The sequence below is a fragment of the Saccharopolyspora sp. NPDC045839 genome (assembly GCF_056431645.1).
The window spans coordinates 192,983-214,840 of record NZ_JBWKKH010000007.1 but is presented as its reverse complement, the minus strand read 5'-3'; the positions used below and the strand labels follow the sequence as shown (position 1 = coordinate 214,840).

Sequence of the window (21,858 nt, the reverse complement as noted above, 5' to 3'; positions counted from 1 at the left end):
TCGGGACGAGTCGGACGGTGCCGGGGCGGCCCGTTAGGGTCGGGGCATGCCTCAGGGACAGCCTTCGACAGTGCCGAACGACGGGTTGACCACTCGCCAGCGCCGCAACAGGCCGCTGCTCGTGGTGCACACCGGCGATATGAAGGGCAAGTCCACCGCTGCCTTCGGGCTCGCCCTGCGCGGCTGGAACCAGGGCTGGTCGATCGGGGTGTTCCAGTTCGTCAAGTCGGCGAAGTGGCGGGTCGGCGAGGAGTCGGCGTTCCGCGCCCTGGGGCGGTTGCACGACGAGACCGGCGAAGGCGGGCCCGTCGAGTGGCACAAGATGGGCGAGGGCTGGTCGTGGGCCCGCAAGAAGGGCAGCGAGGAGGACCACGCGGCGGCGGCGCTGGAGGGCTGGCGGGAGATCGCCCGCCGGATCGGCGAGCAGAGCCACGGCCTCTACGTGCTGGACGAGTTCACCTATCCGCTGCACTGGGGCTGGGTCGACGTCGCCGAGGTCGTCGAGACCCTGCGCGACCGGCCCGGGCACCAGCACGTCGTGATCACCGGCCGCTACGCCCCGCAGGCCCTGATCGACGCCGCCGACCTCGTCATGGAGACCACCAAGGTCAAGCACCCGATGGACGACGGTCAGAAGGGCCAGAGGGGCATCGAGTGGTGACCGATTCCTCGCACGCCCGGGTGGTGGTGGCCGCACCGGCATCCGGGCAGGGGAAGACCACCGTGGTGACCGGGCTGCTCGGCGCGCTGCGGCGGCGCGGGACCGGGGTCGCGCCGTTCAAGGTCGGCCCGGACTACATCGACCCCGGCTACCACCGGCTCGCCGCCGGCCGCCCGGCCCGCAACCTCGATCCCGTGCTGGTCGGCGAGGAGCGGATCGCGCCGCTGTTCCGGCACGGCGCCGCCGGCGCCGAACTGTCCGTCGTGGAAGGCGTGATGGGCCTGTTCGACGGCCGCATCGGGCCGGGCGAGGGGATCGCCGCCGGATCCACGGCGCACGTCGCGCAGCTGCTGGACGCGCCCGTGGTGCTGGTCGTCGACGCGAGGGGCCAGAGCCACAGCCTCGCCGCGCTGCTGCACGGTTTCCGCAGCTACCGCCCGGAGGTCCGGATCGGTGGCGTGATCCTCAACCGGGTCGGCTCGCAGCGGCACGAGCAGGTGCTCCGCGACGCCGCCGACAACGCCGGCCTCCCGGTGCTCGGCGCGATCCCGCGCGCCGATGATCTCGCCGTCCCATCGCGCCACCTCGGCCTCGTCACGGCCGCCGAGCACGGCGGCGAGGCCGTCCGCGCGGTCGAGGCGATGACCGAAGTCGTTGCCCGGTCGGTGGATCTCGACGCGGTGTGCGCGTTGGCCCGCTCGGCTCCCGGGTTGCCCGGCGCCGCCTGGAACCCGCGCGACGAGGTGCACCCGCAGGCCGGGGCCGTGGTCGCGGTGGCCGGCGGGCGGGCGTTCACCTTCGGCTACGCCGAACACGTAGAGCTGCTCGAAGCCGCCGGTGCCGAGGTCGCGGTCCTCGACCCACTCCACGACGAGCGGCTGCCGGAACGCACCGCGGGCCTGGTGCTGCCGGGCGGCTTCCCCGAGCAGCACGTCGCCGATTTGTCGGCGAATACCGCGCTGCGCAAGGAAATCGCGGCTTTCGCCGCCACGGGGGCGCCGATCCACGCGGAATGCGGCGGGCTGCTGTACCTGGCGGAGGAGCTGGACGGCCACCCGCTGTGCGGCGTGCTCGACGCGCGGGCGCGGATGTCGCCGCGGCTGACGCTGGGTTACCGCGACGCCGTGGCCGCCGCCGATTCCGTCCTGTTCGACGAAGGCGCCCGGGTGAGCGGCCACGAGTTCCACCGCACCGTCCTGGAGCCCGGCAGCGGCTCGCGGCCTGCGTGGGTGTGGCGTGCGACGGGCGCGCAGCGGGAAGGGTTCGTCGACGGCGGGGTGCACGCCTCGTACCTGCACACCCATCCGGCCGGGCAGCCCGAAGCGGTGCGGCGGTTCGTGGCGCGGTGCGCGCGGTGAGGCTCGTCCGTCCGGCGAGCCGGGGATGCTGACCCCGGCCGCGCTGCGCGAATTCCGCGGAACGGGAACCGTTTTCGTCCCGGGGGCCGCCCGGGCGCAGCGGCTGCGTGATCAGGACGGCACCGTGGCTTTCCCCACCTCCGAGGATCCCGCCGCGCATTCGGCTTCCAGCCGTCCAGCGGTGGGTCACGCACGGGCCGGGAGAGCCGGTTCACGCACCGTGATCCAGGCGATGCGGGACGTGACCGCGCTGCGGGTCGCTTTGCGGTCACGCGGTACGGTCGTTGCCTGCGAAGGCGGCCGGTGGCTCGGCGAGCCGCGCGCCGCGATCGCCGAATGCGGAGCCCCGGAGCGCTCGGTCCGCGCCGAGCACCTCGGCGCGCGGGGCGCGCGAGTGCTCCCGCCGTCCGATGTGTCCGAAGTGGACGATGCACCGTACCTGTCCACCGTGGTAGTACTTCCACCCCGAGGCGGAAGAGGAGAACAATGCTGACTGGCCGGATCTCGTTCATCGGTGCCGGGCCCGGCGCGGCCGACCTGATCACGGTCCGCGGCGCCCGGCGGATCGCCGAGGCCGACATCGTGGTGTGGACCGCGAGCCTCGTCGCGCCGGAATGCATCCAGGAGCACGCGCGCAGCGACGCGGAGCTGATCGACTCCTCCCGGCTGACCCACGAGCAGGCGCTGGAGATCTACCGCCGCGCCGAGCGGGACAAGCTCAACGTCGCCCGGGTGCACTCCGGCGACCCGTCGCTGTGGGGCGCGGTCCAGGACCAGCACGACGCGTGCGCGCGGATGAACGTGGAAGTCGAGATCGTGCCGGGCGTTCCGGCGTTCTCCGCCGCCGCGGCCGCGGTCGGGCGGGAACTCACCGTGCCGGAGGTCGCCCAGTCGCTGGTGCTGACCCGGCTGGAGGGCGGCAAGACGCCGATGCCGGAAGGCGAGAAGGTGCGCGAGTTCGCCAAGCACGGCACCACGATGGCGCTGTTCCTGTCCGCGTCGCGCGCCGCCCAGCTCGTCGAGGAACTGTGCGCCGGCGGGTACCCGGAAGACACCCCGGTGCTGGTGGCCTACAAGGTCTCCTGGCCCGACGAGCTGTTGCTGCGCACGAACCTCTCCGAGCTGGAGAAGACCGTCAAGCAGCACAAGCTGTGGCGGAACACGCTGTTCATCGTCGGGAAGAGCCTCAACGGCAGCGGAACCCGCTCGCCGTACGCCGCGGGGCACTCCCACACCTACCGCCGCGCCGACCCGGTCACGCGCCGGGCGCTGCGGGCGGACCGTCCCACCCCGGTGCGCCCGCGCGCGGAGAACACCGAGCCGCGCGCCGAGGAACCCGGTGAGAACGCCCGCGTGCGCGAGTCCGACGTCGCGTGGTGGGCGGTGCGCAACTGGCAGGAGAGCGCGCGCGGCGCGGCGCGAGTCGCGTCCACCCGCACGGCCCGGCGGGTCGACGAGGCGCAGTCGCAGCTGTTCACCGAGGAGCCCGTGGCGGCCGCCGAACGGCCGGTCGATCCGGTGGCGCCGGTTCCGGCGGAAGCGGTTGGGAGCGAACTGCCCGTTGACGTGGGTGAACAGCCCGTTCGCGCGGAAGCCGCGGAGGCGAAGCGGACATCCGCCGCGCGCACCACGACGACCCGGGCCACCGCGAAGGCCACGCCCGCGAAGCGGGGGGCGAAGGCCGCAGCCGCGAAGCGGGCGAAGTCCGCGTCCGCCACGACGGCGGCGAAGGCGAAGCCCGCCGCGAAGCGCAAGCCCCCGGCGAAGCCGGATGAGCAGGGCGAATAGCGAGGCGAAGCTGCCGTCCCCGGCGAGGTCGTGATGCACCCGCGGGGTCCGAATTGGACATCGGGTGCCCCGGCCGCCCACCGGTCATGCGAGATGTGACAGCGGGCCGGGCCGTTCTCGGCGTGTGCGGACCGGCTCTGCGCGCCGGTGGCAGCAGTATTGAAGCGGATCAGCCAGTAATGCGGCCGTCGGCCGCGTGTCCGGGTCGCGCGGGCTTCCGGGACGAACACGCGGTGGCGGCCGCCGGAGCGAGGTGGGTGACGTGGCAGTCACGGTGATCGGGGTCGATGGTGGCGACCTGCCGAAGGGCAGCGCCGAGGTGCTGGAGTCGGCGCGGCTCGTGGTGGGCGGCAGACGGCACTTGGAGGCGCATTCGCCGGAACACGCGCGCAAGCTCGAACTCGGGCCGCTGGAACCGGCGCTGAACGCGCTGTCGTCGCTGTCCGGCGACGAGAGCGGCGTCGTGCTGGCCTCGGGCGATCCCGGTTTCTTCGGTGCCGTCCGCGCGCTGCGCGACCGCGGCATCCGGTGCACGGTGCTGCCGTCGGCCTCCAGCGTTCAGCAGTTGATGGCGCGCGTCGGCCGGTCCTGGGACGACGTCGTCGTGGTCAGCGCGCTCGGCAGCGACCTCTCCCAGGCGATCAACGTCTGCCGCGCGCGGCCGGCCGTGGTGGTGCTGACCGCGCCGAAGGCGGGCCCGGCCCAGATCGGCTCCGGCCTGGCCGGCTGGCGGCGCACCATGATCGTCGCCGAGGACCTCGGCGGGCCGAACGAGTCGGTGGTCACCCTCGAACCGGCGGAGGCGGCGAAGCGCAGCTGGCACGAGCCGAACATCGTGCTCTCCCTGGCCGATCTCGACGACGTGCCGCAGCGGGGCTGGATCGCGGGCGGCGAGCCGGTGCCGCCGGCGACCGGGTGGGCGCTGTCCGAGGACGAGTTCTCGCACCGCGACGGCATGATCACCAAGGCCGAGGTGCGGGCCGTGGCGCTGGCGAAGCTCGCGCCCCGGCCGGGCACGCTCGTCTGGGACGTCGGCGCGGGTTCGGGCTCGGTGGCGGTGGAGTGCGCCCGGATGGGCGCGGCGACGATCGCGGTGGAGTCCGACGAGGCGCAGGCGGTGCGGCTGATCACCAACGCCGCGAGCCACGGCGTGGACGTCCGGGTCGAGGAGGGCTCCGCGCCGCAGGTGCTGCGCAACCTGCCGCGGCCGGACGCGATCTTCGTCGGAGGCGGCGGCACCGAGGTCGTCACGGCGTGCGCGCACGCCGGGGCGTCCCGCGTCGTGGTGGCGCTGTCGGCGCTGGACCGGGTCGGGCCGACCCGCGACGCGTTGCGCGCGGCCGACTACGAGGTCGAGGGCGTGCAGCTGTCGGCCGCCCGGCTGGCGGAACTGCAGGACGGCGCATCCCGCCTGGAAGCGGCCGACCCGGTCGTCCTGATCTCGGGCTACCGGAAACAACGCTGACCCCACGCCGTCCCGCTGGGGCCGGGCTCCGTCGGGCCGCAATTTCAATGGAAATCGGACCTTCGATTTCAATGGAAATTGCGGACCATCGGCGTGTCGAGCCACGACACGCCGATGGCTGTGGACAACTTCCGCAATTTCAATGGAAATCGGAGACGTGATTTCCATTGAGCGTTTTCATCCTCGACGGCCCGTAGCCGCGGGTCGCAAAGCTGCACGTCGATGGGGTGTCGCATGCGCAGTAGGCGCATAACTCATCTACGGCACTGGCACCGCCGCGGGTTCACTGTGCCCACCCCCTCCGGGGTTGTCCCGGCGAGGACGGCCCTGGCGTCGTGTATTGGCATGCATAAGGGTGGGCGCCCGCAGTCCGGGAGCCTTTGAGGTTCCGTCGCCCGCACCGCCACGCGAAACGAGGTTGGAAAACCTCAATCGAAATCGCGGTGGCAGGGGTCTGGCCCGTGCGAGAGGGCGCCGTGCGGGTGGCACCATGCTGAGGCGTTCGTGAAAGCAGTCGACCAGGTTGAGGAGTGCCAGTGATCGGTCTGTTCGCGGTGACCGCGGCGGGACGGCGGTCCGCCGCCGAACTGGCCGGGCGGCTGGGGCCGGACGCCGTCGTCGCGGACGGGCCGATCGCGCCCGCCGTGCGCCGCCTGTGGGACCACCTGGACGCGGCGGTGTTCTTCCTGGCCAGCGGCGCGGCGGTGCGGCTGGTCGCGCCGCTGCTGCGGGACAAGCACAGCGATCCCGGGGTGGTCTGCGTCGACGACGAACGCCGCTTCGCCATCGCCCTGACCGGCGGTCACGCCGGGGGCGCGCTCGCCGAGCAGGTCGCCGACGTGCTCGGCTGCACCCCGGTGGTCACCGCCGCCTCCGACAGCACCGGCACCACCCCGCTGGACGAGCTCGTCGACCAGCTCGACGCCACTGTGGACGGTGACCTGGCGGCCTGCGGCGGCGCGATCCTCGACGGCTGGTCGGTCCGCCTGGTCAACCCGCACGGCTTCCCGCTGCCGGCGCTGCCGCCCAACGTTTCCGCCCACCCCGAAGCGCCGCTGTGGACGGTCGTGATCGACGATCGGCGCCCGACGGAGGACGAGGAGCGGACGCTGCGGCTCATCCCGCGCACGCTGGTCGTCGGCGTCGGGGCCGCCCGCGGCGTCTCGCGGACGGCGGTGACCGAGACGATCGCCCGGCTGGACCGCGAGCACGGCCTGGACCCGCGGGCGATCCGCGCGGTCGCCAGCGTCGACCTGAAGGCCGACGAGGACGGCATCCTGGAGGCGGTGCAGGACCTGGGCTTCTGGCACTCCGACGGCGGCGAGGAGCTGTCGCTGCTGACCTATCCGGCGGAGGCGCTGGCAGGCATCGAGGTGCCCAACCCCAGCGAGGTGGCGAGCGCGGCGGCGGGCACGCCCTCCGTCGCCGAGGCATCGGCGCTGCGCGCGGCCGCCGAGCTCGGCGGTGGGGCGCCCGTCGAGCTGGTCGTGCCCAAGATCAGGGGCGACGACGTGACCGCGGCCGCCGCGCGCATCCGGCCCCGCGGCCGGCTGGCGATCATCGGCATCGGCCCGGGCAACCCCGACCTGCGGACCCCGCGCGCCGACGTCGAGCTGCGCCGCGCCTCCGTGGTCGTCGGCCCGGACGAGCACGTCGACCAGGTCCGGCACCTGCTGCGCCCCGGCACCGAGGTGCGCGCCACCGGCGGCGCCGAGGCGGTCGCGCTGGCCCGGGAGGGGCGCGCGGTGGCGCTGCTCGGCGGGTCCGCGATGGCGCTGGAGGAGGCCGGTGCCGACATCGAGTTGGTCGGCGTGCCCGGCGTGACGGCGGCGCTGGCCGCGTCCGCACTGCTGGGCGGGCCGCTCGGGCACGACCACGCGCTGATCAGCCTGTCCGACGCGCACACGCCGTGGGAGGTCATCGAGCGCCGCGTCCGCGCGGCGGCGGAGGCCGACCTGGTGGTGTGCTTCCACGACCCGCGTTCGGGGGACCGGCGGCTCGGCCGCGCCCTGGAGGTCCTGGCGGAGCACCGCCCGGGGACCACGCCGGTGGGCGCGGTCCGCGGGGCCGGTCGCGCCGGGGAGCGGGTGTGGTGCGCGCCGATCGCCGACTTCGACCCGGCGGAGGCGGACGCGTCCACCACGGTGGTCGTGGGCACCTCGCGGTCCACAGTGGTCGATGGCCGGATGGTGACCCCGCGGGGACCGGCCGACGCCCACTGACACGCCTGAACGACCTGCGGGAACCCTACCCGGCCGGTGCCTGAGAGTTCTTCCAGAGTTGTTCCGCCGGCTCACCCGAAGGCGCCCGGTTCCGAGTGACCACGTCCCACCGTGCCCCCGTTACCGCCCCCCGCGATCCGTCCGGCGAGGACAGGTTGGACGTGCACGGGTCGGGCATCCCGGAGGCCACCGCTGCGGAAGATCATCTCCAGGGGCACTGGGAGCCGCTGGTTTTGGTGGGGTGGGCGTGCGAAGCTGGCTGGGATGAGCGGGCACATGTCTCCCGAGGAGTTCCGGGAGTTCGGCAGGCAGGTCGTCGACTGGATCGCCGACTACTACTCCGGCGTCGAGCGGCATCCGGTCCGGTCCCAGGTGGGGCCCGGCGAGGTCCGGGCGCAGCTCCCGGCGCACCCGCCCGAGCGGGGCGAACCGTTCGAGCGGGTGCTCAGCGACCTCGACGCCGTACTGGTGCCGGGCGTCACGCACTGGCAGCACCCGAACTTCTTCGCCTACTTCCCGGCCAACGCCACCGGCCCGTCGATCCTCGGCGACCTGCTCTCCAGCGGGCTGGGCGTGCAGGGCATGGTGTGGGCGACCAGCCCGGCGTGCACCGAGCTGGAGACCGTCGTCGTGGACTGGATGGCGGAGCTGCTGGGCTTGCCCGAGCACTTCCGGACCGACGCCGTCGGCGGCGGGGTGATCCAGGACTCGGCGTCCAGCGCCGCGCTCGTCGCCTGCCTCGCCGCGCTGCAGCGGGTCAGCGACGGACAGGTGGCGAGCCGGGGCATCACCCGGCGGCACACGCTCTACGTCTCCGCGCACACCCATTCGTCCCTGGAGCGCGCGGCGCGGATGGTGGGCGTCGGCGGGGACAACGTCCGGATCGTCGACGTCGACCCGGACACGCTCGGCATGGACCCGGAGCACCTCGACGCGCTGATCGCCGAGGACCTCGCCGCCGGCGCGGTGCCCACGCTGGTGTGCGCGACGATCGGCACGACCTCGACGACGGCGATCGACCCGGTCCGCGCGGTCGGCGAGGTGTGCCGGGCGCGCGGGATCTGGCTGCACGTGGACGCGGCGTACGCGGGCGTTGCCGCGGTGTGCCCGGAACTGCGCTGGATCAACGATGGCGTCGCCGACTTCGCCGATTCGTACTGCACGAACGCGCACAAGTGGTTGCTGACGAACTTCGACTGCAGCCTGCTGTGGATGGCCGACCGGCGGCCCATGGTCGACGCGCTGTCGATCCTGCCGGAGTACCTGCGCAATCCGGCGACGGCGTCCGGTGAGGTGATCGACTACCGGGACTGGCAGGTGCCGCTGGGCCGCAGGTTCCGGGCGCTGAAGCTGTGGTCGGTGCTGCGCTGGTACGGGGCGGAGGGGCTGCGCGAGCACATCCGCGCCACCGTCGGCCTGGCCCAGGAGTTCGCCGACCGGGTCCGCGACGACCCGCGGTTCGAGCTGCTGGAGCCGCATCCGCTGGGCCTGGTCTGCTTCCGGCCGCTGTTCCCGGAGCTGTCCGCCGAGGACGCCAACGACCGGGTCTACCGGCTGATGGAATCGCTGAACGACTCCGGCGAGCTGTACCTGACCCACACCAAGGTGGACGGCCGGACGCTGCTGCGGCTCGCGGTCGGCTCGCCGCAGACCGAGCGGCGGCACGTGCTCGCGGCCTGGAAGCGGATCCAGGAGGCGATGGGCTGACCTGCCCGCGAGCAGCGCGTGCCCGATCAGCACGAGCACGTGCACCGGAGCCGGCCAGTCGCCGGCCGAGGCGGTCTGGAGGGCGTGGAGCGCGGCGCCCGGCGCGGTGAGGTCGCCGATCGGTTGCAGCGGGCCCGGAATCGCGGCCAGCGGCAGGCCGGGCAGCAGCAGCGCCGCAGCGAGGGCCGAACCGGTGCGGCGCGGCAGCGCCGCGGTCAGCAACCCGCAGCTGAGCAGAGCGAGCGCGGTGAGCGCGCCTGCGACTAGGAGGGCCCTCGGTGGCTGCATGATGGCCGTGGCGGCCAGCGACAACCCGGCGAACGCCACCAGGTGAGCGAGGAAGGCGGCAACCGGTTCGGTGCACCGCCGCAGGTTGGCGGCCGCGAGCACCAGCGCGACGACGATGGCCGCGGGGAGCCCGATCGAGGGTGCGAGGAGGCAGGAGAGGGCCGAGGCGATCGCCAGCGGTTGCCGGGGTAGCCTCGCCAGCTCCGTGCCGACGCGGTTCCCCAGGTCATCCACAGTGGACGAATCTTCGCTGATTGCCATGGCCTCGACGCTAGGAACGCAGCGTGCCTGCGGGTATGCGTCCTGCTGCCGTTCGAGGGGGGCTTCCGGCCCGTTCGGGAGTAGAGCTAGCTCTACCCCCACGCGGAAGGCACGGGCAGTGCCTTTCCGCCGGTGCCGGAGAAGATGGACTTATGCGAAATCGGGCACGACAACGTGCGACGACCGCCGGGCGAGGGCTGGTGCTCCTGCTGCTGGCGCTGCCGGGGCCGCTGCTGTTCGTGCTGTACCTGTTCGGTCTGGGCGTGGTGTCGATCGGCCTGCTGTCGCCGGGGGAGTGGTTCATCGGACGCTGCCGGGCGGCAGCGAACCTCGGGCGGCGGCTGGCGCGGGACTGGGGCGGCGTCGAGGTGCCGGTGCCGTACCGGCCTGCCCCGCCGGAACCGCAGCCGGACGCCGAAGGCTGGTACCGGCACGACAAGGCGCTGTACCGGAAGCCGCGCATCCCGCGCTACCTCGCGCGCGTCGTGTGGTTGGCGGAGGACCCGGCGACGAGCCGGGACCTGAACTGGATGCTGCTCAACACGGTCGTCGGCGCGGTGCTGGGCCTGCTGGCGGTGCTGGGCGGCCGGGCTTTCCTGCGGGCGCACGGGCTTTGGGTGCGGATGCTGTTGAGCCCGGTTCGGCCGTGCCGGTGGTGGGAATGGATCGTGCGCGGGTTGCACGGCCTCTGGCACCTGGCGGTTCTCGGCCTGCTGGCCGTGGTGAACCTGCTCGCGGGCGTGGTCCTGGTCGTCCTCTTCGTCCTCACCCACGTGCTTGGCGCGTTCCTGTGGTGGCCCTGGTGCAATCGGGTCGCCCGGCTGCTCGCGGGTCTGGGCCGCAGCCTCGCCGGGAAGTGGTCCGGGGTCCCGGTGGACGAGGTCTACCTGCCCTTCATCGCACCCGTGCCCACGTCCGACGGGCTCTACCGGGCCGGCCGGATGCTGCGGAAGTCGCCGCGGCCCGCGATCAGGCGGGCCCGCTACCGCCAGGCGATGACCGATCCGGCCAGCCCGCGAGACCTGCTGTGGCTGCTCGGCGACGGCCCGGTCACCGCGGCGCTGCTGGCCCCGCTCGCGGCGTTGTGCTGGGTCTTCGGCTGGGGCTTCTGGATCCCGTTCTGGGTCCGGGTCGGTGGCCTGTTCTTCGACGTCGGGCGGCCGTGGGCGGAGCTGCTCGCCCCGGCGAAGTGGCTCGCGGAAACCCCGCTGGCCGGGTTCCCGCTCGGGCTGGCCGCCGGGGCGGCGGTCGTGGCGCTGGCACCGCCGCTGGTGCGCCTGCACGGCCGGTGGACCCGCCTGCTGCTGGCGCCGACCGGGAAAACCCTGCTGGCGCAACGGGTTCGGCGGCTCGCCGAGACCCGCGCCGACGCGACCGAAGCCGAGGACACCCAGCTGCGCCGCATCGAGCGCGACCTGCACGATGGCGCCCAGGCCCGGCTGATCGCGCTGGGGCTGAAGCTCGCCGCCGCGGAGCGGCTACTGGACAGCGACCCGCAGCGGGCCAGGGAGCTGCTGGGCGAGAGCAAGGCCGAATCCGGCCAGACGCTCTCCGAACTCCGCGCCCTGGTGCGGGGAATCCGCCCGCCGGTGCTCACCGAGCGAGGCCTCGTCGACGCCGTGCGCGCGCTGGCCCTCGACCTGAGCGTGCGGATCGAGGTGTCGGCGGACCTGCCCGGGCGATGCCCGTCCGCGGTGGAGTCCGCGGCCTACTTCGCGACCCGGGAGCTGGTCGCGAACGCGCTCAAGCACGCCGGGGCGGACGAGATCCGCGTCGAGCTGGGTTACCAGCGGGAGTCGCTGCGGATCGTCGTGACCGACGACGGCTCGGGCGGGGCCGACCCGGACCGCGGCAGCGGGCTGCGGGCATCCGGCGCAGGCTCGGTACGTTCGACGGAACATTGCACCTCAGCAGCCCGCCCGGCGGTCCGACCCGGGCGACGATGGAGATCCCGTGCGCGTTGTCCTCGCAGAAGACCTCTTCCTCCTCCGGGACGGCCTGACCACCCTGCTCGCCGCGCACGGCTGCGAGATCGTCGCCGCCGTGGAGACCGGTCCCGAGCTGGAGCGGGCGCTGCTGGAGCACCGGCCGGACGTGGCGGTGGTCGACGTGCGGCTGCCGCCCACCCAGACCGACGAGGGGCTGCGGGCCGCGCTGGTCGCCCGGCGCGAGATCCCGGGGCTGCCGGTGCTGGTGCTGTCCCAGCACGTCGAGCAGCTCTACGCCCGCGAACTCCTGGCCGATGGCACCGGCGGGATCGGCTACCTGCTCAAGGACCGGGTGTTCAACGCGGAGCAGTTCATCGACGCGGTGCGCCGGGTCGCCGCCGGCGGCACCGCGATGGACCCGGAGGTGATCTCCACGCTGGTCGCCCGGCGGACCACCCCGCTGGAGCGGTTGACGGAGCGGGAGCGCGAGGTGCTGTCGCTGATGGCCGAAGGGCGCTCGAACGCGGCGATCGCCGGGCAGCTGTTCATCAGCGAAGGCGCGGTGAGCAAGAACATCGCGAGCATCTTCGGGAAGCTGGGCCTCGAGACCTCCGACGACACCAACCGCCGAGTGCTGGCGGTGCTGGAATACCTCAAGCGGTGAGGGGTTCGTGAGCGCTGTTGCACGGCTGCCGGAGGCGTTCTGCGCGCCGTTTTCGCGTGAAACCGGCGTTCGCCACGCCTGAGGGCGCCGGTTTCGCGCGAAAACGCCGCCCCGCACCACGCCGCCGCTTCGAGGGCAGAGTGCCGTACCGCATCCCTGCGCCGCATCCGGAAGAGCGTCTGCCGCAGCCGAAAGCGCTCACGTCGCGGCGCGCGCCTCTGCGAGTTCTCGGGACTTGGGCTCGCGGGCCGGGTCGGGCCTGGTGCCGAGCACGCACGCCACGGCTCCGAGGGCCATTCCCAGCGCGGCGGTGAGGGACGGCGTTTCACCCAGGATCGGCCAGGACAGCAGGGCGGATACGGGCGGGACGATGCAGAACAGGGCGCTCGCCCGGCTCGCGCCGCCGACCGCGATCGCCCGCAGGTAGAACGCGGTTCCGGCCACCGATCCCGCCAGGACCAGCCACAGCAGCACCCCGGTGGCCTGCCCCCAGTGCGCGACGTGACCCTGCTCGAACACCGCGATCACGCCGACCGCCAGCGCCGCCGCGCCCGACTGCACGGCGCCACCGGCCCGGACGTCGACCCCGGTGCAGTACCGCTGCTGGTAGAGCCCGCCCGCGGAGAAACCGAGCAACCCCAGCAGGGTGAGCAGGATTCCCGGGTTCACCGCGCCGTCGGCGAGCACCTGCCCGCCGAGCGTGACGACGACGGCGAGCACGCCGAGGACGAGCCCGATCATGCGGATCCGGCTCAGCCGCTCGCCCAGGAATCCGGCCGCGAGCGCCGCGGTGAGCACCGGGTTCATGGCGAGCACCAGCGCGGTCACCGATGCCGGGACCCCGACGGCCATCCCGCCGTAGCACCCGGCGAACTGCGCTCCGCTGGTGAGGATCCCGGCGACGGCGGTGTGCCCGAACCGCTTGCCGCCGGGCCAGGCCGCGCGGGAGCAGACCGCGATCGCCGCGAACACCGCCGCGGCCAGCGCGAGCCGCACGGAGGTCAGGAGGAACGGGGGAGCGGCGCCGACGCCCAGCTTCCCGGTGGGGAAGCCGCTGGCCCAGATGACGACGATCGGTGCCGCCAGCGGCAGCGGGATCGAGCGGGTGCCCTTCATGATCCCAGCCTCGCCCGCCCGGCCCGGCCGCGTCCAACAACGATAAGTGATCGCGATCGATTTCAATTGCTGATCGGTTAGGGTGGCCGCATGAGTGCCGTACTGGACATCGTCGCGTTGCGCAGCATGGTCGCGGTCGCCGACTGCGGCGGGTTCCACCGGGCCGCCGCCGCGCTGTGCCTGACCCAGTCCGCGGTCAGCCAGCACCTGCGCAAGCTGGAGCGGGTGCTGGACCGGAAGCTGGTGGTCCGGGAGGGGCGCCAAGCCAAGTTCACCGCGTCCGGAGAGCTCCTGCTGGCGGAGGCGCGGCGCATCCTCGACGCGCACGACGAGGCGCTGCGCCGGCTCGGCGCGGAGGAACGCCGCACGCTCGTCTTCGGCTCCACCGAGCACGCCGCCGACCGGCTGCTCCCCGAGCTGGCGACCCGGATGCGAGCCGCCTTCCCGGGGTTCGAGGTGCGGTTCCGGCTGGACCGGACGGCGCGGCTCGCGGAAGCGGTGGATCGCGGCAGCATCGACATCGCCCTGCTGATCGACCGGTCGGTCGGCGGGCGGAGCCGGGACGCGGGCCGGCTCCGGCTGGACTGGTACGCGGCACCGGACTGGGCGCCGCCGGGCCCCGGCGAGCCGCTGCCGATGGTCGTCTTCGACGAGCCCTGCATCATGCGGCGGCTCGCGGTCGACGCGGTGACCGGGATCGGCCGGCACCCGGACCTGGTGTGCGAGGCCGCCGATCTGGCCGGGGTGCTCGCGGCCGCGCGGTCCGGCCTCGGCGTCACGCTGCTGCCCTCGGCGAAGCCGCGCCTGGAAGGGCTGGTGGTGCGCGCCGACCTCCCGCGGCTGGATTCCGCGCCGCTGCGGGTCCGGGCCCGCCCCGGACTCGACGACGACCTCGCGGACCTCGTCGCGAAGACGGCGCGCGAGGTGGTCGAAGCGCATTCGTGAGACATGCCGGAGGACGCCCCCGACGGATCGGAGACGCCCCCGGCTGCGCGTCAGGCGGGCAGGTGCACGCGGCGGTGCAGCCGCTCACCGATGTCGCTGGCCGCGTTGTCCAGCAGCTTGTGCGCCAGTTCGAACAGGGCGCGGGCGATCGCGATCTCGTCGCCGATCTGCGGTACCTCCGGGTCGTCCGGGTGGCGGCGCGCGGTGCCGTGCCCGTGCAGCGCCTGACCGCTGGGGGTGGTGAACCCGACGTCGGCGGTGGTCTTCGCGCCCGCCTCCACGACCTGGAGGTTCAGCGTGATGGTGTGGGTCTCGTTCATGGTCGTCTCCTGTCCCCGTCGGCCCGCGTTCCCGCAGGCCCTTGAGGTCGCCGTAGCCCAAGCATGCGCTGGCCGACCGGAGCGGCGGAAGACCGGTGTTCACCCATCCGGGTCACCCCGGCCGGCCGCGCAGACCGGTACGCGCGACGTACCCAACCGGCCCTCGTCGCCAAACGAGGCGCGTCGCCGCGATCGGCCTGCGCCGCTCGGTCCTGGCTCCGCCGCTCGCTCCAGGTCGCTGCGCCGGCTCGGAAGCGAGTGCGGCGTTTTCGCGCGAAACCGGCGCCTGCCAGGCGTGCGAAACGCCGGTTTCGCGCGAAAACGGCGCTCGACTGACGCGCCGCCGCCCGGACGTGATCGACTTCACCCGGGGTTTGACCTCGGGTCGCGGGGCAGGCAAGGATACGGCCGCCGACAGTGCAGGAACCCGGTGCGAATCCGGGACGGTCCCGCCACTGTGACCGGGGAGTGGGCCCCACTCGTTGCCACGGCTGCGTGCAGCTGGAAGGCAGGGGTGCCGCGTCGATCCGGGAGTCAGGAGACTGCGCGCCGGCCCCGCGCCGCGCCGCGGCGTGCGGACACCGAGCCCCTCGGGCGGGAAACCCAGGAGGTCGGATATCCCATGTCTCGGGATGCCGAAGAGAGCCGGCCGCAGGCCGGTTGGGGCGCCATCGAGCGCCGGAAAGCAGCGGTCGTGCTGGCCGCCGTCGGAGTGCTCCACCTGGCTGGTTGGGGCGCGTACCTGCTGCAGCAGCAGGAGTTCGACGCAGTGGGAGGGCTGGCCGCCGCGGGAATGACCGCATACCTGCTCGGATTGCGCCACGGGTTCGACGCCGACCACGTCGCAGTGATCGACGACGCCACGCGGCTGCTGATGCAGCGCGGCAGGCGACCGGTGTCGACCGGCATGTGGTTCGCCCTCGGGCACGCCAGCGTCGTGCTCTTCCTCGCCGTCGCGGTCGCATTCATCGCCGGACCCGCCGCGCAGCAGTGGGCCGAGGAGGCCGGCGTGCGGATCGCCACGGCGGTGGACCTGATCGTGATCACGGTCCTGACCGCGCTGGCCGTGCTCAACGCGCTGGTGCTGCGCGATGCCCTGCGGCTGCTGCGCCGTGCCCGCCGCGGCGCGGTCGACGAGGCCGAGGTCGAGCTGGTGCTCGGGCGGCGCGGCCTGCTCGCCCGGGTGCTGCGGGGGCGGATGCGCAACGTGGCCCGCTCCTGGCACCTGTTCGGCATCGGGCTGCTGTTCGGGCTCGGCATGCAGACCGCCACCGAGATCACCGTGCTCGCCATGGTCTCCCCGACCGAGCACCTGTCCGCGATCGCCGTGCTGAGCCTGCCGCTGCTGTTCGCCGCCGGAATGTGCACAGTGGACAGCGTGGACGGCATGCTGATGTCCCGGGCCTACACGTGGTCGCTGGCGCGGCCGCTGCGGCGGTTGTGGGTGAACGTGACGACCACCGCGCTGACGGTGGTGCTCGCCGCGGTCGTCGCGCTGGTCGTCCTCGCCGGGTTGCTCCAGGAGCTCGGCGTGTCCTTCGCGGAGCCCATCGCGGCCATCGGCGACCACTTCGAGCTGCTCGGCTATCTGACGCTGGCCGCTTTCATGGCAGTATGGGGCGGCGCCGCGCTCTGGTGGAAAGTCGCCGCCCGCGGCGGCGACGCGGAACGCGCGTGACCGGCGTCCACCGGCTGTGCCAGGTGGCGCCCCGCGGTCAGGCCGGTGATCGTGAGCCACGACGAGGTGGCCTACCGCGTGGCTGCGCCCCCGAGCACAAGGCCCCGGCGAGTTCGCCGGGGCGGAGCCGACATGGACTACGGACATGACCAAGCACACTGAACAGCACTACTTCGCCGGGCTCGACCTCGCCGGGAAGCGGGTGGTCGTCGTCGGCGCGGGCACCGTCGCGCAGCGCCGGGTCCCACGCCTGATCAACTCCGGTGCGCTGGTCGACGTGATCGCGCCGGAGGCGACCCCGGCTGTCGAGGCGATGGCCGAGGCGGGCGACCTGACGTGGCACCGGCGCCCCTACGCCGACGGCGACCTGGAAGGTGCTTGGTACGTCGTGGCGTGCGCGACCGGGGCCGAGGTGAACGCCGCGGTCGCGGCCGAAGCCGAGCAGCGCCGCATCTTCTGCGTCCGCGCCGACGACGCCTCGCAGGGGACCGCCGTCACGCCCGCGGTGGCCCAGCACGGCGGGCTGCTGCTCGGGGTGCTGGCGGGCGGCGACCACCGGCGCTCCGCCGCCGTGCGGGACGGGCTCGTGGAGGCGTTGCGCACCGGTGTGGTCGACGAGCGGTCCGAGCCGCCGGCGCCGGGCGTCGCGCTCGTGGGCGGCGGCCCGGGCGACCCGGACCTGATCACGGTCCGCGGGCGCCAGCTGCTGGGCCGCGCGGACGTGGTGATCACCGACCGCCTGGCGCCGCGCGAGCTGCTCGAAGAGCTCGGCCCGCACGTGGAGGTGGTGGACGCCTCGAAGATCCCCTACGGGCGGGCGGCCAACCAGGACGTCATCAACTCGCTGCTGATCGAGCACGCCAAGGCCGGCAAGTTCGTGGTGCGGCTCAAGGGCGGCGACCCGTATCTGTTCGGGCGCGGGTTCGAGGAGCTGCTGGCGTGCGTCGAGGCCGGGGTCGCGGTGACCGCGGTTCCCGGGATCACCAGCGCTTTCGCGGCTCCCGCCGCGGCCGACGTGCCGGTCACCCACCGCGGCGTCGCGCACGAGGTCGTGGTCGTGTCCGGACACGTCGGGCCGCACGACGAGCAGTCGCTGGTGGACTGGCCGGCGCTGGGCCGGCTGCGCGGCACCCTGGTGCTGATGATGGCGGTCAAGCGGATCCGGGAGTTCGCGGCGGTCCTGATCGAGCACGGCCGCGACCCGAAGTCGCCGGTCGCGGTGGTGCAGGAAGGCACCACGCGCAACCAGCAGACGCTCCGCACCACGCTCGGCGAGGTCGCCGGCGCCGTGCGGGACGCGGAGATCAAGCCGCCCGCGGTGATCGTCGTCGGTCCGGTGGCGGACCTCGCCCCGGAGTCGCGCCGGTAGCGCCGGAACCCCGCAATTTCCATTGAAATTGGACCTTCGATTTCAATGGAAATTGCGGGACGCCGGTTCCGGGGCGGGGTCTCGTGGTACCGGCCCGCCCCGGAACCGGGTTGTCAGCGCTGGCCGGGCCCGTCCTCCAGATCGCCTTCGGCCTGCAGGTAGACGTCCTGCAGCGCCTGCAAGGTGTCCGGGTTCGGCTCCTGCCACATCTGCCGGTTGGCAGCCTCCAGCAGCCGCTCGGTGATGCCGTGCAGCGCCCACGGGTTGGACTCGGTGAGGAACCGCTGGTTCTCCTCGTCCAGCACGTAGGTCTCGGCGAGCTTCTCGTACATCCAGTCGGCCACGACGCCGGTCGTGGCGTCGTAGCCGAACAGGTAGTCCACCGTCGCCGCCAGCTCGAACGCGCCCTTGTAGCCGTGGCGGCGCATCGCCGCCAGCCACCGCGGGTTGACGACGCGGGCCCGGAACACCCGCGACGTCTCCTCGGTCAGGGACCGGGTGCGGATCGAGTCGGGGCGCGTGCTGTCGCCGATGTAGGCCGCCGGGGCCTTGCCGGTCAGCGCTCGGACCGTGGCGATCATGCCGCCGTGGTACTGGAAGTAGTCGTCGGAGTCGGCGATGTCGTGCTCGCGCGTGTCGGTGTTCTTCGCCGCCACGGAGATCCGCTTGTAGGCGCTTTCCATGTCGGCGCGGGCCGGTTCGCCGTCCAGCTCGCGCCCGTAGGCGAAGCCGCCCCACACCGCGTACACCTCGGCCAGGTCGGCGTCGTCGCGCCAGTTCCGGCTGTCGATCAGCGGCAGGATCCCCGCGCCGTACGCGCCCGGCTTGGAGCCGAAGATCCGCATCGTGGCGCGCCGCTGGTCGCCGTGCTCGGCGAGGTCTGCCCGCGCGTGCGCCCGCACGAAGTTCTGCTCGTCCGGCTCCTCGAGGGCGGCGACCAGGCGCACGGCGTCGTCGAGGAGCGCGACCACGTGCGGGAAGGCGTCCCGGAAGAAACCGCTGATGCGGACCGTGACGTCGATGCGGGGGCGGCCCAGCTCGTCGAGCGGGATCACCTCCAGCCCGTTGACCCGGCGCGACGCCTCGTCCCAGGTCGGCCGGACGCCGAGCAGCGCCAGCACCTCCGCGATGTCGTCGCCGGACGTGCGCATCGCGCTGGTGCCCCACACCGACAGGCCGACCGAGCGGGGCCAGTCGCCGGTGTCGGCGCGGTAGCGGTCGAGCAGGGATTCCGCGATCGCCCACCCGGTCTCCCAGGCCAGGCGGCTGGGCACGGCCTTGGGGTCGACCGAGTAGAAGTTGCGGCCGGTGGGCAGGACGTTGACCAGCCCGCGCAGCGGCGACCCGCTGGGACCTGCGGGCACGTACCCGCCTTCGAGGGCGTGCAGCGTCGCGGTCATCTCGTCGGTCGTCGCGGCGAGCCGCGGCACCACCTCGGTCGCGGCGAACTCCAGCACCCGCACGACCGCGTCCTCGGCGCTGCCGAGGACCTCCCGGCAGACCTCCGGCGCCGAATCCGGGCTCCAGCCGCGGTCCTCCATCGCCTGGGCCAGGGCGTGCGCGCGGGTCTCGACGTCGTCGACCTGCTCCCGGGCCGCGCTGCCGTCCTCGGCGAGCCCGAGAGCTTCCCGCAAGCCGGGCAGCGCGGCGCTCTGCCCGCTCCACATCTGGCGCGCGCGCAGCATCGCGAGCACGAGGTTCACCCGGGCCTCGCCGGCCGGGGCGTCGCCGAGCACGTGCAGGCCGTCGCGGATCTGGGCGTCCTTGACCTCGCAGAGCCAGCCGTCGACGTGCAGTAGCATGTCGTCGAATTCCGCATCGTGCGGCCGTTCGTCGAGCCCGAGATCGTGGTCGAGCTTGGCGGCCTGCATCAGCGTCCAGATCTGGCTGCGGATCGCGGGCAGCTTCGCCGGGTCCATCGCGGAGATGTTGGCGTGCTCGTCGAGGAGCTGTTCCAGCCGGGCGATGTCGCCGTAGCTCTCCGCGCGGGCCATCGGCGGCACGAGGTGGTCGACCAGGGTGGCGTGCACCCGGCGCTTGGCCTGGGTGCCCTCGCCGGGGTCGTTGACCAGGAACGGGTAGATCAGCGGGAGGTCGGCGATCGCGGCGTCCGGGGCGCACGAGGCGGACATGCCCGCCGTCTTCCCCGGCAGCCATTCGAGGTTGCCGTGCTTGCCCAGGTGCACCATGGCGTGGGCGCCGAACTCGTCGATCAGCCAGCGGTAGGCCGCCAGGTAGTGGTGGCTCGGCGGCAGGTCCGGGTCGTGGTAGATCGCGATCGGGTTCTCGCCGAACCCGCGCGGCGGCTGCACCATGAGCACGACGTTGCCCGCGCGGACGGCGGCGAGCACGATCTCGCCTTCCGGGTCCTGGGAGCGGTCGACGAACAGCTCACCCGGCGGCGGTCCCCAGTGCTGCTCGATCGCGGTGCGCAGGTCCTCGGGCAGCGTCGCGAACCAGCTCGCGTACCGGCGCGCGGGGATGCGGACCGGGTTGCCGCTGAGCTGCTCCTCGGACAGCCAGTCGCGGTCCTGGCCACCGGCGGCGATCAGCGCGTGGATCAGCGCATCGCCGTCCTGGTCCGCGACGCCGGGCAGCGCGTCGGGGCCGTCCTCGGGGCCGATGTCGTAGCCCTGCTCGCGCAGCGCCCGCAGCAGGCGGACCGCGCTGACCGGCGTGTCCAGGCCGACGGCGTTGCCGATCCGGGAGTGCTTGGTCGGGTAGGCCGACAGCATCAGCGCCAGCCGCTTGTCCTGCGGCGGCACGTGCCGCAAAGTCGCGTGCCGGACCGCGATGCCGGCGACCCGGGCCGCCCGTTCGCGGTCGGCCACGTAGACCGGCAGCCCCTCGGCGTCGTTCTCCTTGAAGGAGAAGGGCACGGTGATCAGGCGGCCGTCGAACTCGGGCACGGCGACCTGCGTGGCCATGTCCAGCGGCGACAGGCCCTCGTCGTTGTCCTCCCAGGCCTCGCGGGAGCTGGTCAGGCACAGCCCCTGCAGGATCGGGATGTCGAGTTCGGCGAGTGCGCCGACGTCCCACGCCTCGTCGTCACCGCCGGCGGAGGCCGTGGCGGGCTTCGTGCCGCCCGCGGCGAGCACGGTGACGACCAGCGCGTCCGCCCGGCCGAGCTGTTCCAGCAGCTGCGGGTCGGGGGCCCGCAGGGAGGCGCAGAACAGCGGCAGGGCCTGGCCACCGGCGTCTTCGATGGCCTCGCACAGCGTGTTCGCGAACGCGGTGTTGCCCGCCATGTGGTGCGCGCGGTAGTAGAGCACGGCGACGGTCGGGCCCTCGGTGCGCCGCGGGGTCCGTTCCAGCACGCCCCAGGTCGGCGTCTCCGCCGGCGGTTCGAAGCCGTGCCCGGTGAGCAGGATCGTGTCGGACAGGAAGCGGTGCAGCTGAGCCAGGTTGTCCGGGCCGCCGTGGGCGAGGTAGCGGTGCGCCTCGGCGCACACCCCGCCCGGCACGGTGGAGCATTCCATCAGTTCCGCGTCCGGCGCCTGTTCGCCGCCGAGCACGATCACCGGGCGCGGGCCCGCGAGCAGCGCGTCCAGGCCCTCTTCCCAGGCCCGGCGGCCGCCGAGCAGCCGCACGACGACGAGGTCGACGTCCTCCAGCAGCGGGGGCAGGTCGTCCACGCCCAGCCGTGCCGGGTTGCCGAGCCGGTACTCGGCGTCGGCGGCCCGCGCGCTGAGCAGATCGGTGTCCGAAGTGGACAGAAGTAGGATCATGCGGATCGCTCCTCGGCGTGGCGGCCGGCGTCGCGGGACCTGGGCGCGCGTGCGCAGTGCATGACGGCACCTCCCTCGGGGTCCTCGCCCCGGTTCGTAGGTCGCGGCGACCGGAGTCTCCTGGCTCCCGGATCAGCGCTCGCTCCGTCTTCCCGTCCAGTTAGGACAGTGACTTCCCTGGAGTCCGCTCCCCGGTGACAGTGGCGGGACCGCGCCGGATTCGCACCGGCTTCCTCCACCGTCGCCGCTGAATGCTGCGACCACTCTTCGCAACGGGGCGATCTTACGTCAAGCGGCGCGGGCATGACGCACGTCGCACCGCGCTTGTTTTGCGTCCGCAACTACCTGGGTCCGTAGTAT

The 21,858-nt window shown here is 73.3% G+C and carries 16 protein-coding genes, 1 pseudogene and 2 riboswitches; of the genes and pseudogenes, 12 read left to right on the top strand and 5 right to left on the bottom strand.

The annotated features are described in order from the left end of the window. Window positions 1-46 precede the first annotated feature (46 nt). The 7 genes from cobO (at window position 47) to AC07EQ_RS12995 (ending at window position 9,468) form a co-directional block, all read left to right on the top strand. A complete protein-coding gene (gene cobO, locus AC07EQ_RS13025; RefSeq protein ID WP_478388178.1) occupies window positions 47-661 on the top strand; it encodes a cob(I)yrinic acid a,c-diamide adenosyltransferase in 615 nt (204 codons plus the stop codon). After that, the gene (locus tag AC07EQ_RS13020) at window positions 658-2,019 is read left to right on the top strand and encodes a cobyrinate a,c-diamide synthase (protein WP_478388177.1); all 1,362 of its coding nucleotides are present in this window, start codon (window positions 658-660) and stop codon (window positions 2,017-2,019) included. Before cobO ends, AC07EQ_RS13020 begins: the two co-directional genes overlap by 4 nt. A 486-nt stretch (window positions 2,020-2,505) precedes the next feature. Next, entirely contained in the window at window positions 2,506-3,807 is a 1,302-nt protein-coding gene (gene cobM / locus AC07EQ_RS13015) for a precorrin-4 C(11)-methyltransferase (protein WP_478388176.1), read from the top strand. A gap of 262 nt (window positions 3,808-4,069) precedes the next feature. After that, entirely contained in the window at window positions 4,070-5,272 is a 1,203-nt protein-coding gene (gene cbiE, locus AC07EQ_RS13010; protein WP_478388175.1) for a precorrin-6y C5,15-methyltransferase (decarboxylating) subunit CbiE, read from the top strand. A gap of 536 nt (window positions 5,273-5,808) precedes the next feature. Next, entirely contained in the window at window positions 5,809-7,494 is a 1,686-nt protein-coding gene (locus tag AC07EQ_RS13005) for a cobalamin biosynthesis protein (RefSeq protein ID WP_478388174.1), read from the top strand. A gap of 276 nt (window positions 7,495-7,770) precedes the next feature. Beyond that, the gene (locus AC07EQ_RS13000; RefSeq protein WP_478388260.1) at window positions 7,771-9,201 is read left to right on the top strand and encodes a pyridoxal-dependent decarboxylase; all 1,431 of its coding nucleotides are present in this window, start codon (window positions 7,771-7,773) and stop codon (window positions 9,199-9,201) included. Between the two features lie 18 nt (window positions 9,202-9,219). Beyond that, window positions 9,220-9,468, top strand: coding sequence for a hypothetical protein (locus AC07EQ_RS12995; RefSeq protein WP_478388173.1), 249 nt, complete (start codon window positions 9,220-9,222; stop codon window positions 9,466-9,468). 1,264 nt (window positions 9,469-10,732) lie between these two features. Here AC07EQ_RS12995 and AC07EQ_RS12990 read toward each other — a convergent pair. Continuing rightward, window positions 10,733-11,155, bottom strand: a complete 423-nt coding sequence (locus tag AC07EQ_RS12990) for a hypothetical protein (RefSeq protein ID WP_478388172.1) — start codon at window positions 11,153-11,155, stop codon at window positions 10,733-10,735. Here AC07EQ_RS12990 and AC07EQ_RS12985 point away from each other — a divergent pair. Further along, window positions 11,049-11,285: pseudogene (locus tag AC07EQ_RS12985) on the top strand (histidine kinase); the annotation flags it as partial. The gene AC07EQ_RS12990 and the pseudogene AC07EQ_RS12985 sit on opposite strands and share 107 nt — an antisense overlap. On the opposite strand, the gene AC07EQ_RS12980 reads toward AC07EQ_RS12985, so the two are convergent. Further along, window positions 11,229-11,651 carry a hypothetical protein gene (locus AC07EQ_RS12980; protein ID WP_478388171.1) on the bottom strand — a complete coding sequence of 141 codons (423 nt, stop codon included), beginning with the start codon at window positions 11,649-11,651 and terminating at the stop codon, window positions 11,229-11,231. The pseudogene AC07EQ_RS12985 and the gene AC07EQ_RS12980 sit on opposite strands and share 57 nt — an antisense overlap. Window positions 11,652-11,703: 52 nt before the next feature. Between AC07EQ_RS12980 and AC07EQ_RS12975 the strand changes: the two genes are divergently transcribed. Further along, complete coding sequence (locus AC07EQ_RS12975; RefSeq protein ID WP_478388170.1) at window positions 11,704-12,342, top strand: response regulator transcription factor; 639 nt, start codon at window positions 11,704-11,706, stop codon at window positions 12,340-12,342. Window positions 12,343-12,540: 198 nt separating this feature from the next. Here the strand turns inward: AC07EQ_RS12975 and AC07EQ_RS12970 are convergent, their stop codons facing one another. Next, window positions 12,541-13,458, bottom strand: coding sequence for a DMT family transporter (locus AC07EQ_RS12970; protein WP_478388169.1), 918 nt, complete (start codon window positions 13,456-13,458; stop codon window positions 12,541-12,543). A gap of 90 nt (window positions 13,459-13,548) precedes the next feature. On the opposite strand from AC07EQ_RS12970, the gene AC07EQ_RS12965 reads away from it, so the two are divergent. Beyond that, entirely contained in the window at window positions 13,549-14,403 is an 855-nt protein-coding gene (locus AC07EQ_RS12965; RefSeq protein WP_478388168.1) for a LysR substrate-binding domain-containing protein, read from the top strand. A gap of 50 nt (window positions 14,404-14,453) precedes the next feature. Here AC07EQ_RS12965 and AC07EQ_RS12960 read toward each other — a convergent pair whose 3' ends face one another. Continuing rightward, window positions 14,454-14,723, bottom strand: coding sequence for a DUF1876 domain-containing protein (locus AC07EQ_RS12960; RefSeq protein WP_358575349.1), 270 nt, complete (start codon window positions 14,721-14,723; stop codon window positions 14,454-14,456). A 420-nt stretch (window positions 14,724-15,143) separates the two neighbouring features. Next, window positions 15,144-15,268, top strand: a riboswitch (cobalamin riboswitch). A 77-nt stretch (window positions 15,269-15,345) separates the two neighbouring features. Here AC07EQ_RS12960 and AC07EQ_RS12955 point away from each other — a divergent pair. Next, window positions 15,346-16,401, top strand: coding sequence for a HoxN/HupN/NixA family nickel/cobalt transporter (locus tag AC07EQ_RS12955; RefSeq protein WP_478388167.1), 1,056 nt, complete (start codon window positions 15,346-15,348; stop codon window positions 16,399-16,401). Between the two features lie 145 nt (window positions 16,402-16,546). Then, on the top strand, window positions 16,547-17,770 hold the full coding sequence (cobA, locus tag AC07EQ_RS12950) for a uroporphyrinogen-III C-methyltransferase (protein ID WP_478388166.1): 1,224 nt from the start codon (window positions 16,547-16,549) through the stop codon (window positions 17,768-17,770). 113 nt (window positions 17,771-17,883) lie between these two features. Here cobA and cobN read toward each other — a convergent pair whose 3' ends face one another. Next, on the bottom strand, window positions 17,884-21,498 hold the full coding sequence (gene cobN / locus AC07EQ_RS12945; RefSeq protein ID WP_478388165.1) for a cobaltochelatase subunit CobN: 3,615 nt from the start codon (window positions 21,496-21,498) through the stop codon (window positions 17,884-17,886). 94 nt (window positions 21,499-21,592) lie between these two features. Next, window positions 21,593-21,779, bottom strand: a riboswitch (cobalamin riboswitch). Window positions 21,780-21,858 lie beyond the last annotated feature (79 nt).

What these genes read in the sequence shown, in the direction of transcription:
- cobO (WP_478388178.1), top strand. Translation starts at nt 47, where the DNA reads ATGCCTCAGGGACAGCCTTCGACAGTGCCGAACGACGGGTTGACCACT.
- cobM (WP_478388176.1), top strand. Translation starts at nt 2,506, where the DNA reads ATGCTGACTGGCCGGATCTCGTTCATCGGTGCCGGGCCCGGCGCGGCC.
- AC07EQ_RS13000 (WP_478388260.1), top strand. Translation starts at nt 7,771, where the DNA reads ATGTCTCCCGAGGAGTTCCGGGAGTTCGGCAGGCAGGTCGTCGACTGG.
- AC07EQ_RS12990 (WP_478388172.1), bottom strand. Translation starts at nt 11,155, where the DNA reads ATGCGGCGCAGCTGGGTGTCCTCGGCTTCGGTCGCGTCGGCGCGGGTC.
- AC07EQ_RS12980 (WP_478388171.1), bottom strand. Translation starts at nt 11,651, where the DNA reads ATGTTCCGTCGAACGTACCGAGCCTGCGCCGGATGCCCGCAGCCCGCT.
- AC07EQ_RS12970 (WP_478388169.1), bottom strand. Translation starts at nt 13,458, where the DNA reads ATGAAGGGCACCCGCTCGATCCCGCTGCCGCTGGCGGCACCGATCGTC.
- AC07EQ_RS12965 (WP_478388168.1), top strand. Translation starts at nt 13,549, where the DNA reads ATGAGTGCCGTACTGGACATCGTCGCGTTGCGCAGCATGGTCGCGGTC.
- AC07EQ_RS12960 (WP_358575349.1), bottom strand. Translation starts at nt 14,723, where the DNA reads ATGAACGAGACCCACACCATCACGCTGAACCTCCAGGTCGTGGAGGCG.
- AC07EQ_RS12955 (WP_478388167.1), top strand. Translation starts at nt 15,346, where the DNA reads ATGTCTCGGGATGCCGAAGAGAGCCGGCCGCAGGCCGGTTGGGGCGCC.
- cobA (WP_478388166.1), top strand. Translation starts at nt 16,547, where the DNA reads ATGACCAAGCACACTGAACAGCACTACTTCGCCGGGCTCGACCTCGCC.
- cobN (WP_478388165.1), bottom strand. Translation starts at nt 21,498, where the DNA reads ATGATCCTACTTCTGTCCACTTCGGACACCGATCTGCTCAGCGCGCGG.